General features: G+C 30.0%; 14 protein-coding genes. 2 read left to right on the forward strand and 12 right to left on the reverse strand.

Annotated features, from left to right (window positions below; all coding sequences use genetic code 11):
• Positions 1 to 92: 92 nt before the first annotated feature.
• Both J2Z24_RS19345 and J2Z24_RS19350 read right to left on the reverse strand, forming a co-directional pair.
• Positions 93 to 872: a short-chain-enoyl-CoA hydratase gene (locus tag J2Z24_RS19345; protein ID WP_035145152.1), complete on the reverse strand. Its 780-nt coding sequence runs from the start codon at positions 870 to 872 to the stop codon at positions 93 to 95.
• Between the two features lie 286 nt (positions 873 to 1,158).
• Positions 1,159 to 1,788: a redox-sensing transcriptional repressor Rex gene (locus J2Z24_RS19350; protein ID WP_035145154.1), complete on the reverse strand. Its 630-nt coding sequence runs from the start codon at positions 1,786 to 1,788 to the stop codon at positions 1,159 to 1,161.
• A 221-nt stretch (positions 1,789 to 2,009) separates the two neighbouring features.
• On the opposite strand from J2Z24_RS19350, the gene J2Z24_RS19355 reads away from it, so the two are divergent.
• The gene (locus J2Z24_RS19355; RefSeq protein WP_035145156.1) at positions 2,010 to 3,926 is read left to right on the forward strand and encodes an ABC-F family ATP-binding cassette domain-containing protein; all 1,917 of its coding nucleotides are present in this window, start codon (positions 2,010 to 2,012) and stop codon (positions 3,924 to 3,926) included.
• Positions 3,927 to 3,966: 40 nt separating this feature from the next.
• On the opposite strand, the gene J2Z24_RS19360 is transcribed toward J2Z24_RS19355, so the two are convergent.
• The 9 genes from J2Z24_RS19360 to tsaD form a co-directional block, all read right to left on the reverse strand.
• Positions 3,967 to 4,422 carry a response regulator gene (locus J2Z24_RS19360; RefSeq protein WP_035145158.1) on the reverse strand — a complete coding sequence of 152 codons (456 nt, stop codon included), beginning with the start codon at positions 4,420 to 4,422 and terminating at the stop codon, positions 3,967 to 3,969.
• Between the two features lie 212 nt (positions 4,423 to 4,634).
• The gene (gene proC / locus J2Z24_RS19365; protein ID WP_035145160.1) at positions 4,635 to 5,444 is read right to left on the reverse strand and encodes a pyrroline-5-carboxylate reductase; all 810 of its coding nucleotides are present in this window, start codon (positions 5,442 to 5,444) and stop codon (positions 4,635 to 4,637) included.
• A 195-nt stretch (positions 5,445 to 5,639) separates the two neighbouring features.
• A complete protein-coding gene (locus J2Z24_RS19370) occupies positions 5,640 to 6,929 on the reverse strand; it encodes a glycoside hydrolase family 18 protein (protein WP_035145161.1) in 1,290 nt (429 codons plus the stop codon).
• 93 nt (positions 6,930 to 7,022) lie between these two features.
• A complete protein-coding gene (locus J2Z24_RS19375) occupies positions 7,023 to 7,994 on the reverse strand; it encodes an ABC transporter ATP-binding protein (RefSeq protein WP_035145230.1) in 972 nt (323 codons plus the stop codon).
• A gap of 1 nt (position 7,995) precedes the next feature.
• Positions 7,996 to 8,973 (reverse strand): ABC transporter ATP-binding protein, encoded by a 978-nt coding sequence (locus J2Z24_RS19380; protein WP_035145162.1) that lies wholly within the window; start codon positions 8,971 to 8,973, stop codon positions 7,996 to 7,998.
• Between the two features lie 9 nt (positions 8,974 to 8,982).
• Positions 8,983 to 9,873 carry a nickel transporter permease gene (gene nikC / locus J2Z24_RS19385; protein WP_035145164.1) on the reverse strand — a complete coding sequence of 297 codons (891 nt, stop codon included), beginning with the start codon at positions 9,871 to 9,873 and terminating at the stop codon, positions 8,983 to 8,985.
• 23 nt (positions 9,874 to 9,896) lie between these two features.
• A complete protein-coding gene (locus J2Z24_RS19390; RefSeq protein ID WP_035145166.1) occupies positions 9,897 to 10,901 on the reverse strand; it encodes an ABC transporter permease in 1,005 nt (334 codons plus the stop codon).
• Between the two features lie 72 nt (positions 10,902 to 10,973).
• Positions 10,974 to 12,551, reverse strand: coding sequence for an ABC transporter substrate-binding protein (locus J2Z24_RS19395; protein ID WP_035145167.1), 1,578 nt, complete (start codon positions 12,549 to 12,551; stop codon positions 10,974 to 10,976).
• A gap of 424 nt (positions 12,552 to 12,975) precedes the next feature.
• Positions 12,976 to 13,998 carry a tRNA (adenosine(37)-N6)-threonylcarbamoyltransferase complex transferase subunit TsaD gene (tsaD, locus tag J2Z24_RS19400; RefSeq protein WP_035145168.1) on the reverse strand — a complete coding sequence of 341 codons (1,023 nt, stop codon included), beginning with the start codon at positions 13,996 to 13,998 and terminating at the stop codon, positions 12,976 to 12,978.
• A 164-nt stretch (positions 13,999 to 14,162) separates the two neighbouring features.
• Between tsaD and J2Z24_RS19405 the strand changes: the two genes are divergently transcribed.
• Positions 14,163 to 14,783, forward strand: coding sequence for a RusA family crossover junction endodeoxyribonuclease (locus J2Z24_RS19405; RefSeq protein WP_035145170.1), 621 nt, complete (start codon positions 14,163 to 14,165; stop codon positions 14,781 to 14,783).
• Between the two features lie 21 nt (positions 14,784 to 14,804).
• Here the strand turns inward: J2Z24_RS19405 and J2Z24_RS19410 are convergent, their stop codons facing one another.
• Entirely contained in the window at positions 14,805 to 15,176 is a 372-nt protein-coding gene (locus J2Z24_RS19410; protein ID WP_035145172.1) for a DUF1667 domain-containing protein, read from the reverse strand.

Consider the following 15,176-nt stretch of genomic DNA (forward strand, 5'->3'; position numbering starts at 1 on the left):
TTGGCTTTACTTCATTTTCAGCAAATTCTCTAACCATTTGTTTTACAAATTCTTGTTCTCTAGTTAATGCAAAATTCATTTACCTTTACCTCCTATCTATTTTTGAAGCATTTATCTCTTTTTTCAACAAATGCTGCCATACCTTCTTTTTGGTCTTCAGTTGCAAAACATTCACCGAATACTTCTGCTTCATATGCTATACCTGTATCTATGTCACACTGCATTCCTTTGTTTATAGCTACCTTACAAAGGCTTACAGCTATTGGCGCATTATTAGCTATTTTCTTAGCCATTTCCTTAGCTTCATCCATTAGCTTTTCTGGCTCAACAACTTTATTTACAAGTCCAATTCTTAAAGCTTCTTCTGCATTAATTATTTCTGCTGTATATATTAACTGTTTAGCCATTCCCATTCCTACAAGTCTTGCAAGTCTCTGAGTTCCACCAAATCCTGGTGTAATTCCTAAACCTACTTCTGGCTGTCCAAATTTAGCTTTCTGTGATGCTATTCTTATATCACATGCCATGGAAATTTCACATCCGCCACCTAGTGCAAAACCATTAACTGCTGCAATAACTGGCTTCTCTAAAGTTTCTAACTTTCTGAATACTTTGTTTCCAAGTATTCCAAACTTTCTTCCTGCTACTGTATTTAAGTCTTTCATTTCAGTTATGTCTGCTCCAGCTACAAAAGCTTTTCCTGCTCCAGTAAGTACAACTGCTAAAACTTCATCATCATTAGCTAAAGTATCAACTACTATATCTAATTCTTTTAAAGTTTCTGAATTTAAAGCATTTAAAGCGTTAGGTCTGTTGATTGTAACGATGGCTATATTCCCATCTTTTTCAAGGATAACATTTTTAAAATCCATAATAAACTGTTCCTCCCTAATAATATTCTTACGGCATTTTGTTAATAATATAACAAAGCGCTATAAAAAATAAAATGCATATACCAGTATTTTTATTATATACTTTAATGATTTATTTTTCAACAATAAACTTTATGTACCTTAATAAAATTTTAAATTTGCTTTATTATTTAATAAAAATTCAATACGAAATATGTTTGTTAAAGAAAAATATGACTTTAGAGCTAATAATAACTTTAGCTTTAAAGTCATACTAATTTAATGAATATTTGCAAATAATTCATAGCTAATTTTCGTTCATTAAATAACTTAATGTTAATAAACTGTCACTCAAATGAACATTTTCTGTAAATACACCTTCCGGTACATCTAAATCTACTGGAGCAAAGTTCCATATACTCTTTATTCCATTGTCTGTAAGTGTATCACAAACTTTTTGGGCACTTCTACTTGGTACACATATGGTTCCTATATCTACACTATGATTTTTTAAAAAATCATCTAGCATATCTATATCTTTTATTTCAATATCTCTTATCTTGATACCCACAAGTTTGGGATTTGTATCAAATATCCCTACCAGCTTAAACCCAAGTTTGTCAAAATTAGTATAATTAGCTACTGCCTGACCTATATTTCCAGCTCCTACTATAACGATATTATATTGTTTAGTAAGTCCTAAAATATTACTTATTTGTGTGTATAATTCTTTTACATTATATCCATACCCTTGCTGTCCAAAATCTCCAAAACAATTGAAATCTTGTCTAATCTGTGACGCAGTAAACCCTATCTTCTTACTTAATTCTTTGGATGAAATCCTATCCACATCATTTTTCAAAAGTTCCAGCAGATATCTATGATATTTAGGCAATCTTTTTATAACAGCCATTGAAATATTTTTTTTCCTGTCCATCATCACACCTCATCATGTTAATTTTGATAATTATATAACATCAATTTAATATTTTATCACATAATTACTCTTCATACTATATAGCTATATATAATAATAAATTATATTACAAAATAATTTTTATATCCATTTGATTTTATTATGTATCATTTTTAAACTTTTACTACAAAATTATTGCTTTACATAGTAAAATAGTAACAGTAAAGAGGTGAATATTTGAAATGATAATTTTAAGTTGTAAAGATTTAAATAAAAGTTATGGAATAGATGTAGTTTTAAAAAATATTACCTTTAGTATAAATGAAGGTGATAAAATAGGATTAATAGGACCAAATGGAGCTGGTAAATCTACACTATTTAAAATACTTACAAATGAACTAGATTATGATAGTGGCGAACTATTTGTAGATAAAAATAAAAAAATAGGTTATTTATCTCAGCATCTGTCTCTTCATTCTAATAATACTATTTATGATGAAATGCTTTCTGTTTTTAGCAGTCTTATATCATTAGAAGATAAATTAAGAAATTTAGAAACAAAAATGAATGAACCATACGATGCTTCTAAAGCAGATTATCATAATAAAATAATTAAAGATTATACTCTATGTACAGAATTATATAATAATAGAGGCGGTTATACATATAAAGGAGAAATAAATAGAGTTTTAAAAGGATTAGGTTTCTCCGAGGAAGACTTTAATAAACCCGTAAATATATTGAGTGGAGGACAAAAAACTAGAGTAGCACTATGTAAACTTCTTCTTAATAACCCTGATATTCTTTTATTAGATGAGCCTACTAATCATCTTGATTTAGATGCTATAGAATGGCTAGAAGAATATCTAAACTCATACAAAGGTACTATAATAATAATATCTCATGATAGATATTTCCTTGATGCCATAACAAATAAAACTATTGAATTATTAAATTCACATATTAATTCTTATGATGGAAATTACACAAAATTTATAGAATTTAAGAAAAAAGATTATGAAACAAAACTTAAGTCTTATAATTTACAACAGGCAGAAATAAAAAGGCAAGAAGAAATAATAGAAAGATACAGATCTTTCAATAGGGAAAAAAGTATAAAGGCTGCAGAAAGCAGACAAAAGGCCTTAGATAAAATAGAAAGAATAGATTCTCCTGATAAAGATCCTGTTTCAGCAAAAATAAAATTTAAAACCTCAATAACTAGTGGTAATGATGTACTTCACATAGAAAATTTAAGCAAAAGTTTTGAGAATAAACATCTATTTAGTAATGTAAATTTAGATATAAAAAGAGGAGAAAAACTTGCTCTAATTGGAGATAACGGCAGAGGCAAAACTACATTATTTAACATAATAATGGATAAAGTAGAACCAAATTCAGGAATAAAGGTGTTAGGTAAAAACGTATTTATAGGATATTACGATCAAGAACAATCAAATTTAAATCCTGATAAAACAATATTAGATGAAGTATGGGACGACTTTCCTAAAATGACTACTACAGAGATCAGAACTGTACTAGGAGCCTTTTTATTTAGAGGAGAAGATGTTTTTAAACCTATATCTAAACTTAGTGGTGGAGAGAAATGTAGAATTAATCTTCTTAAGCTTATGTTATCACAAGCAAACTTTCTACTTTTAGATGAGCCTACAAACCATTTAGATATAATATCCCGTGAAGCTCTAGAAGATGCCATATTGGAATATGATGGTACCGTTCTAGTTATATCTCATGATAGATATTTTTTAAATAAAGTTATTAATAAAATATATGAATTAAAGGAAGATGAAGCAAAAGAGTATTTAGGTAACTACAACTATTATGTCGAAAAAAAGAAAAATCCACATAGATTTATTTATGAAGAAGAGAAAGATGGAAAAACTAAAACTCAAATTCAACAAGAAAAAAAGAAAAAAAGAGAGATTGAAAAGCTTGAAAAAGAAAAAAAATCAAAAATTAAATCTTTAGAAGATGAGATAGCTAATAAAGAAAATTATTTAGTAAAACTCCAAGAACAATTATGTAAAGAAGAGGTATACTCTAACCCACAAAAAAGTGAAGAAATAAATAAAGAAATATTAGATATTGGAAAAGATATTGAAAATCTATATGCTGAATGGGAAAGCTTTATATCTTAAAAATAAAAAAATGAAGTAAATCTTCTATAAAAGTAGAGATTTACTTCATTTTATTTCCGCAATAAGGACAGAATAGAAATGAACTATTTTTTAGCTTTTCACCACAGTATGGACAAAAAGAAAACATAGGATGACTACTTCTGTTTTCTTTCTCTTCTAGCTTATTTAATATTTCTCTCAAATCCTCAATATTTATAGGAGTCCTTATAACTTCATTCACTCCACAATTTTCATAATCCTCCAACTTAAGTTTATTTGAAGAAGATAAAACACAGAATACATTCTTATCAATATCTTTTATCTGTTTTATAAGTTCATCTCCATTAATCTTTTTCATAAATAGATTACATATTATTAAATCTGGAAGATATTTTTTTATGTCATTAAAAATAAGGAATTCACTAGTTTCCTTAGCATTGTATCCTAGTTCCATTAACATATCTTTTAAAATAGCACTTTCAAATTTGCAATCATTTACAATCAAAACTTTTTTCATGGCTTACCTCACCATCTATTTATTATTATATAATATTAATTCTATCCTATATGAAATCAATTTTCAATAATTACTGTATAATTTATACTAATTATATTATCAAAATATTAGTTTCATTAATAATTTTTTATAATATTATACAAAACAACTATGTATAAATATGAAAAAACCTCCTACAAAATCACTGTAGAAAGTTTTTTACAAATATCATCCTATTTTTGAGACATTTTTATTGTTTTCTCTGTACATTTTCTCATAGCTTCTATTACTGAGCCTCTAAAATTATTCATTTCTAAAGAATATACTGCCTCTATTGTAGTTCCTCCTGGTGAACACACTCTATCTTTTAACACACCAGGATGTTCTCCTGTCTCTAAAATCATTTTTGCTGAACCTAATACCGCTTGAGCTGCCATCTTATATGCTTTATCTCTTGGCATTCCATCCAGAACAGCTCCATCTGCTAAAGCTTCTATAAACATATACACATATGCCGGTGATGATCCACTAACTGCTGGAACAACATCCATAAGTTTTTCATTTATTATTTCTACTCTACCAAAACTCTTAAAAATATTTATCACTTCTTCAAGTTCTTTTTCATGAATTAGTTCATTATAACATAATGCTGACATACCTTCTCCTACAAGTGCTGGAGTATTAGGCATAGTTCTAACTACTTTTATATTTTTGTTAAAAGATTTTTCTATATAATCTATAGTTATACCTGCCCCTATAGTCACTATGATAACATCATCTTTTACACAATCTTTAATTTCTTCTATAACATAATCATGTATATTAGGTTTAATTGCAAGGATAATTATATCTGAATCTGCTGCAACTTGTTTATTATCTGTAGTTATATTTACCTTTAATGTATCTTTAATATGACTTAATTTTTCTTTATCTTTATCACTGACTAAAATTCTTTCTCCTGTTACTAAACTAGCACCTATTATACCACCTATTATTGCTTGTGCCATATTACCACAACCAATGACACCTATTTTCTTATCCATATGTATCTCCTCCAAAGACAAAAGATTTTTTATTTTATTATATCACTTTTTTCATACTCAATGTGTTACAGAACCCATGTAAAATTAAACTTAAAAGAATTTATCCCATGTATATTTTTACTTATGTATAATTATAAGTCTAAATATACATGGGATAAATAATAAAAAATATCATGATTATTATTTAAAATATTTCTATCCTGGTATTACTTTTGTGATATTAAACATGTTGTCCAAAACCTGCCAGTTCTGCGGGAAAGGTTGTGCTAATACCCAATAGCTAACCCCTCTTAATCCATATTCACTTGCTAATTTATATTTTGCTTCTACACTCCTAGCATCTTCAAACCATACCACATGTTCATTACCATTTTCATCTCTATAATTATAGTAAGGTGATTGAGCCCTTGGATCATATTTTATAGCTGCACCATACTTTCTAGCTCTATCTATGGCTTCCTGATTACCTATGCTTTCAGCAAATTCTCCTCCAGGAGTATACGGAAGCGTCCAATCATATCCATATAAGGGCATACCCAACATAATCTTTTTAGGAGGAATAACAGATACTGCATAATTTATTACCTTTCTAACTTCATTTAATGGGGCTACTGCCATAGGTGGACCTCCAGACCATCCCCATTCATAAGTCATAATTATAACAAAATCCACAATTTCTCCATGTGCCCTATAATCGTGTGCCCCATGCCAAGCTCCAGAAGTTATATCATAAGTCTTCGGTGCTAATGCAGTAGCCACTATATAATTTGGATGCAATGCAGCTACTAATTTTCTCAAGAAATTATTATATTTCTCTCTATTCTCAGGTGAAATTCTCTCAAAATCAACTACCACACCATAATATCCTTTACTTCTTATCATATTTAATATATTGTTTATTAAATTTTGCTGAAGTTCCTCACTATTTAAAATATTATCAATGAGCTGAGTATCAAAGTTAGCTCCTGATATATTAGTAACAGACAATAAAGGAGCAACTCTATTTTCTTTTGCTACTTGTAATATAGTTTCATCATTTAAAGGAGTTAATCCTCCATTAGCTGTTACCTGATGACTAAAAGGAGTAATATAGGTTAAATACTGTATAGTCTCTGCTAAAATCCTTCTTTCTCTTTCAGGTGTAGATGGTTGAATAAATGCATTTACTTCAAGATATCCATAATTTTTTGCCTTTTCAGGAATCCTTAAAATTAGTCCTGGATAAATTAAGTATGGATTTACAATGTTATTTAATTGAGCAATACTTTCTACAGAAACTCCAAAACGTCTAGCAATTGACCAAAGATTATCTCCCATTTTAACCATATATGCTCTTTCTCTTGTTGGAATAACTAAAGTTTGCCCTACAACCAAAGAGGCTGAATTCTGAAGTGCATTTGCATTAATAATACTTTCAGGTGTAACCCCAAATCTTCTAGAGATTCCCCATACGGAATCTCCAGGTTTAACTACATAAATTCTCAATATATATACCCTCTTTAACATATTATCATGATTATTATATTCATAAATATCTTTTAGGTTCTATCTAAAGTACACATAATATCAATATTTTATCTATATTTCATTATACAAATGACATGCTACCTTATGATTATTTCCTAAATCTATAGTTGGTGGTTCTTGAGTTCTGCATATCCCCATACACTTTTCACATCTAGTGTGAAATCTGCAACCAGCTGGCGGATTTATGGGAGTAGGAACATCTCCTTTTAATATAATTCTCTCTTTTTTCTTTTTAGGATCTGGCACAGGTATTGCAGAAAGTAATGCCTGTGTATATGGATGCTTTGGTGAATTATATAAACTCTCATCATCTGCTATTTCTGCTAATTTTCCTAAATACATAACTCCAACCCTATCACTAATATGCTTAACAACATTTAATCCATGAGCTATAAATAAATAAGTCAAATTAAACTCATCTTGCAAATCATAAAGCAAGTTTAATATCTGTGCTTGAATAGAAACATCTAATGCAGATACTGGTTCGTCACACACTATCAACTTAGGATTAACAGATATTACCCTGGCTATGCCAACTCTTTGCCTTTGTCCACCACTAAATTCATGAGGATATCTATCTTTATGATAACTGGCAAGTCCTACACAGTTTAATAACTTTAACACTCTTTTTTCTAGCTCTTCTCCCTTTGCTATTTTGTTAACTCTCATTGGTTCTGCTATAATTTCCCCTATAGTCATTCGTGGATTCAATGAGGAGTATGGATCCTGAAATATTATTTGTATACTTTTGCTTAACTCTCTTCTATTTTTTCTTTTTAATTCTCTTATATCTACGCCATTAAATAACACCTTTCCCTCTGTGGGCTCTAATAAATTCACTAACATTCTTCCCATTGTAGATTTTCCACATCCTGATTCTCCTACTAATCCCAAAGTTTCTCCTTCATATATATTAAAGCTTATATTGTCAACTGCCTTTACATAGTCCTTAATTCTTCCAAAGAAACCTGATTGTATTGGAAAATACTTTTTTATATTTTCTACTCTCATTAAAGCTTCCATCTTATACTTCACCCCTATCCATATTTGCATATAAAAAACACCTAACTTCTCTTCCATGTTTTTTATATAAAGTGGGTTTATTTTTAATGCATATTTGATTACATTTATCACACCTTGAACTAAAAGCACATCCTTCTGGCATTTCTAATGGATTTGGCACCATACCCGGTATCATGAACAATCTTTCACATTTATCCTCAATTTTAGGTATAGATTTTAATAATCCTTGAGTATATGGATGAAGAGGATTTTCAAAAATTTCTTCTACTGTTCCATTTTCAACCACTCTTCCACAATACATTACCACTACTCTATCAGCTATTTCAGCTACTACTCCTAAATCATGAGTTATAAGCAAAATAGCAGTACCTAATTTTTTTTTAATCTTAACCATTAAATCTAAAATTTGTGCTTGAATAGTAACATCCAAAGCTGTTGTTGGTTCATCTGCAATTAATAATTCTGGATTGCACACTAAAGCCATAGCAATCATTACACGCTGTCTCATTCCTCCACTCATTTGATGAGGATAATCCTTTATTCTTTTTTCTGGAGATGGAATACCTACCATTTCTAACATTTCTATGGCCTTTTTTTCCGCTTGTTTTTTAGATAAATTCTCATGCCTTACAATAGCCTCTGTTATTTGTTTTCCTACAGTAAAAACAGGATTTAATGAAGTCATAGGTTCTTGAAATATCATAGAAATTTTATTTCCTCTTATATTCTGGATTTCTCTTTTACTTTTATTTAATAAATTATCTCCCTTAAATATTATTTCCCCATCAATAATTTTACCTGGTGGACTTGGTATAAGCCCCATAATAGACAAAGAAGTAACACTTTTCCCGCTTCCTGACTCTCCAACAACTGCTACCACTTCTCCTTTATCTATATTAAAATCTACTCCATCAACAGCATTTATTAATCCTTCCTTTGTTTTAAATTGAGTTTTTAAATTATTCACTTGAAGCAACATAATATCACCCTACTTTCTAAGCTTTGGATCCAATGCATCCCTAAGCCCATCTCCAAATAAATTAAAGGCTAAAACTGTTAAAGTAATAGCTATACCTGGAAACAAAACTATGTGAGGAGCATTATAAAAATACCCTCTTCCTGCTCCAAGCATACTTCCCCACTCTGCAAGCGGTGGTTCTACCCCTAGTCCTAAAAATCCAAGAGCAGAAGTTTCAAGAATAGCTGTAGATATACCTAAAGTAGCTCGTACTATTATAGGAGACATTACATTAGGCAGTATGTGTTTAAATATTATAGTAATATCATTGTTTCCTATTACCTTTGCCGCCTGTACATATTCATTCTCCTTCACTGATAATATACACCCTCTTACTATTCGAGCATATTCAGGTATAGTTACAATGGATATAGCTATTACAGCCTTATCTATACCTTTCCCTAGCGCACTCATGAAAGCTATTGCCAAAAGTAAGGATGGAAATGCTAAGATTATATCCATTATTCTCATTAAAAACATATCAACTTTTCCACCATAATATCCTGACAAAGATCCTATAACTGTACCTATACTAAGAGCTATAGCTACAGAAGTAACACCTACTCTTAAAGATATTTTAGTTCCGTCTATAATTCTGCTTAGAATATCTCTCCCTTGCTCATCTGTTCCAAATATATGAGCAGATGATGGTGCTTGAAGACTCTGTGATAAGTCTCCTACATAAGGATCATATGGCATTATAAACTTACCAAGTAAAGCCATTAAAATTAGTAAAAGAATAATTATCATCCCTACTAAAGCAGCCTTATTTTTAATTATTATATTTAATACACTCTTAAATACTCTACACTTTCCTTCTTTAGGTTGAACTTTGGCATTTAATTCTACATTTGTTTCCATAATAATATCTCTCCTTTCTAAATTTAGGAGTATTTTATTCTAGGATCTAAATAAGCATATAATAAATCTACTACTAAGTTTACTAGAACAAAAACCGTGGCAAGAATCATAACAGATCCTTGTACTACAGGATAATCAGATTTTAAAATAGCATCTATTGTATAACTTCCAACCCCCGGCCATGCAAATACCGTTTCTGTAAGAACTGCTCCTCCAAGCAAAGATCCTAACTGAAGTCCTATTACCGTAGTTACTGGTATTAGAGCATTTCTTAATGCGTGCTTTAATATAACTACTTTTTCAAATAAGCCTTTTGCTCTAGCCGTTCTTATATAATCTTGTTTTATAATCTCTAACATAGTAGATCTAGTCATTCTAGCTATAATAGCTGTAGAATATGAAGCAAGGGCAATAGATGGTAATATTAAATGCTTTAAGGAATCCTTAAATGCTACTACATTTCCTGTAAGTAGACTATCTAATAAATACAAGCCTGTAACATGAGTCGGCTCCATTCCTATACTTATTCTTCCTGAAACAGGAAGTAAATGAAGTTTAACAGAAAAAAGAACTATAAGCATAAGTCCAAGCCAAAATATAGGCATTGATACCCCTAATAATGATATAACCATACTAATATAGTCAGCTATAGAATTTTGCTTTACAGCTGAAATCACTCCCATTACAACCCCACAAACAGAAGCAATGACTATAGCTACTAACGCTAACTCAATAGTAGCTGGAAATCTTGATAAAATTTCCTTAGCAACAGAAGTTTTTGTAATCAAAGAATTACCAAAACTCCCCTTAAAAACACCCTTTAAAAACATTAAATATTGTATATACAAAGGTTTATTTAAACCTAATTCTTCTCTTAATTTCTCTACTTGTTCTGCTGTAGCATGTTGTCCCAATATAATGCTAGCAGGGTCTGTTGTAAAAACATGCATTACTAGAAAAACCAATATTGATACCCCTATAATTACTGGTATTAGTAATAGAATTCTTTTCAATATATATTTAACCATAATCTTGCCCCCTAATTTATTGTTATATAAACAGAAACCCCGTTTTAAAACGGGGCCTTCCTTAGCAAGCTATTATTCTTTTTCTACACCTTTCAAAAATACAACTCCTGTTGGATGGATTTTAAAGTTTTTTACCTTTGGAGAATAAGCTACCATATCCTTAGCATAAGAAATGGTTACCCATGCTGCATCCTTATCTACTAACTCTTGAATTTGTTTATAAACATTGTTTCTTTCCTCTCCGTTTGGAGTTTTTCTGCCCTTAGCTAATAATTCATCAACTTTAGCATTATTATATTTTGCAGCATTTAAAGTAGACTTTATTTCTTTTGAATCAAATAATGATAAGAAATTATCTGCATCTCCATTATCTCCAGTCCACCCATAGAATAATACATCTCCTTCTCCTTGAGCGATTTTTTCCTTATATTCTTTCCATGGATACACATCAATAGTTGCCTTTACTCCTACTTTAGCTAAATAATTTTGTATAGCTTCAGCTAATTTTTGTCCATTCACAGGATTGTATGGTCTTGGATTAGAATATGCTATCATTTTAATCTGCAAATTTTCTTTTCCAGCTTCTTTTAGTGACTGTCTAGCCTTTTCTGGATTGTAATCATAGGATTTTACTCTATCATTAAAACCTGGTATAAATGATGGCAATGGAGTGTTTGCTACATCCGCAAATCCTTGATATAGATATTTAACTAACTCTTCTTTATTTATTGCATAACTTATAGCTTGCCTTAACTTAACATTGTTAAATGGTGGTCTTGAACAGTTAAAAGCCATGTAATTTATATTCATTCCTTTTTCATTTAATATATTCATTTTATTATCCTTAATTTTTTGTACATCATTAGGGTCAACTCCATCCATTATATCCACAGCTCCAGTCATAAGCTCACTGGCACGAACAGAATTTTCTTTTGTAAATTTAAATATAGCTTTATCTACTTTTGCCTTCTCTCCCCAATAATCATTATTTTTTTCAAGGGTAATAGATTCTCCTTTTTTCCATGATACAAATTTAAACGGTCCAGTCCCTACTGGTGCTTCATTTAAATTTCCATTATTCTTTTTAACTGCTTGTGGACTTGCCATAGGTGCTGCAAGACACATAGCTAAATTTGCTAAAAACGGCGTATATGGTTCTTTTAAAATAATTTTTACTGTATAATCATCTATCTTCTCCACTTTTTGAACTGAACCAAATGTAAAAGACGCATAAGGCATGTCTTCCTTTACATTTGGAAGAAATTGCCTTTCTATATTAAATTTCACAGCATCTGCATTAAACGCAGTTCCATCATGAAATTTTACTCCTTTTCTTAATTTAAATGTGTACTCTTTTCCATCCTTACTTATATTCCAACTTTCGGCAAGACAAGGTTCTAATTCTGTTGATCCTTCTTTGTACTTTAATAATCCCTCATATACATTAACAATTACTTTAGCTGATTCCCCATCATCAACATAAGCCGGATCTAATCCTCTAGGATCAGAACCTTGTGCATATACAAGAGTTTTTTCTTTATTTTTTGCTGTACCACTAGATGGTTTATTTTGCTTCCCTGCACATCCAGTTAAAGCTAAAGAAAATATAAATATGACCGTAATAATTAATGCAAGAATGTTTTTTTTCATTTTCATATAACCCCTTTCATTTTTCTAAATTTTGAAATATAACTATAAAATCTGCAATCTTAAAACCCCCAATTTTAAAATTGCTAATTTTTTATACTTTATAGGTATCTTATATTAATCTCATTTGTTTTTATGCGCATTTCAGTAAATTGGCCCTTAATTAAACTAGTAAATTTTAACTAATACATCTTTATCTAATTATAGGTTATTACTCATTATAAATCAGAAAATTGAATTTATCAAATTCATAAATTGCAAAATTCAATTTTAATTTACCATGTAATCAATTTCATTTATCTATTTTTTACCTATAATTCTATTTACTCTTTCTTATGGAGTATTTGATATAAATACACTTGTCTCTTGTAGAAGTATCCATACAAAAAAAAAGAACGTCTTAAGTTCAAAGACGTTCTTTTTTTATTTATCTTTCCCCAAGTTTTAAATTAGGTATAGCATTTAAATCTAAACTAGCTGTCCTACCCTTAATGAATTCAAAATAAGCAGCACTACCTATCATAGCAGCATTATCTGTACATAATATAGGCTCTGGGAAGAGTACCTCTATACCTCTTTCTTCTCCAGCCTTTATAAGAGAATTTCTAAGACAAGAATTTGATGCTACACCTCCGGCCACCGCAATTTTATCCACCTTTTTTATTTTGCAAGCTTTCATGGCATTATCCACCAGAAAATCTACTACTGCTTTTTGGAATGAAGCTGCTACATCTGCCTTATTTATATGTTCTTCTTTCATTTGTATATTATTTAAGTAATTCAAGACTGCAGATTTTACTCCACTAAAAGAAAAATCTAAAGAATCATCATGAAAGTTTGCTCTAGGAAATTTTATAGCATTAGAATCTCCTTCTTTGGCTAACTTATCTATTTTAGGTCCTCCAGGATATCCAAGCCCTATAGCTCTAGCCACCTTATCATAAGCTTCTCCAGCAGCATCATCTCTAGTTTCTCCCATAACTTCAAATTCACCATAATCTTTCATATATACAATAAAAGTATGTCCTCCAGATACTACTAAACACACAAAAGGTGGTTCTAACTCTTTATATTGTATAAAGTTAGCACTTATGTGTCCTTCTATATGGTTCACCCCTATTAAGGGCTTTTTTGTAGCAAAAGCAAGACCTTTTGCATATTGTAATCCTACTAATAGTGCTCCAACAAGTCCTGGACCATATGTAACCCCTATAGCATCTATATCTTCTAAGGATACTTTAGCCACATCTAAAGCTTCCTGTACTACAGCACTTATAACCTCTATATGTTTTCTTGATGCTACTTCTGGTACAACTCCACCAAATTTCTTATGTATATCTATTTGTGAAGAAATTATATTTGATAATACATTCCTACCATTTACAACTATTGCTGCTGCAGTTTCATCACAACTACTCTCTATTGCAAGTATTTTTATATCTTTTCCCATAACTTTTACCTCACTTATTTTGTGTGATACAAAATGTTATTTTATCCACATATTCAACAACACAATTATACTGTATTAATATTTTATTATCAATGTTTGTATTGAAATACACTACTTTATAATGATAACATTAAAATACAGAACAATTTTAAAAGGGTGGTTACATGAAAAATTATGCAAAAGTTATAGTTAAAGGTTCTCCAATATCAAAATCTAATTTTAAATTATTTAATTTAAATGGTAGAGCTATTTTACCCTATAATTCTGGTAAATATCACGATAGATATGCCATTTATGAAGAAGAAATAGCTTATGAAGCAAGGATACAAAATCCTAACATTATTATGTCTGAATCCTTAATTGCGGTTCTTAGGGTGTACTATAAAAGTGAAAAAAGACATCCAGATACAAATAATATTACAAAAAGTATTTTCGATGGAATTGAAAAAAGTGGATTGATAGTTAATGATGCTCAAATTAGAAGAATTATTATTGAAGAATTCTATGATAAAGAAAATCCAAGATTTGAATTAGAACTCTTTGGGGAAAGCTCATATGAAATGAATTATTCCATATTAAAAAAGGCCAATAAGAATACTCCTATAGAGTATGAGCCTCCATGTAATAAAAAAAATTCTTCTGTAAACAAAGATAAAAAAATTTCTTCTTCTATTCATAAAAATTGTTGCCATATTTGTGGAAAAGTTATTAAAGTTAACGAAAGTATTTCTGCTAATAAAGGAAGTATGAAAATTTGTAGGGATTGTTTAAAAAAACTCTTTTAAACAATCCCTTTTGCTCCTAATCTAACTAAATTTCTTTTTTATACTTCTAGTTGCAATAATATTAACTCCTGTATCTGACACATTTTCTAATATAACATCCCCAATATTTATAGGTGCTTTTACTACAACTCCTTTTAGACATTTCATGCAACTTGAAATTTTATTTTTAGGAATATCTCTTTGTGTTTTAACAGGTAGCATATCAATTTCTCCATCCTCTACTAATACAGAAGATGTAACTATTCTAGTAGGATTTGTACACTCTTTCTTTGCATAATCTATACCTATTTTGCAACTATTTCCAGTAACTTTTTCTACTTTACTATCTTTTAGCTCTACTTTTAAAGCACAACCCATTGGACATCCTATACAAGTTAAATTTCTAACTTCCAT

Source organism: Clostridium tetanomorphum (assembly GCF_017873215.1).
GTDB classification, from domain to species: domain Bacteria; phylum Bacillota; class Clostridia; order Clostridiales; family Clostridiaceae; genus Clostridium_AO; species Clostridium_AO tetanomorphum.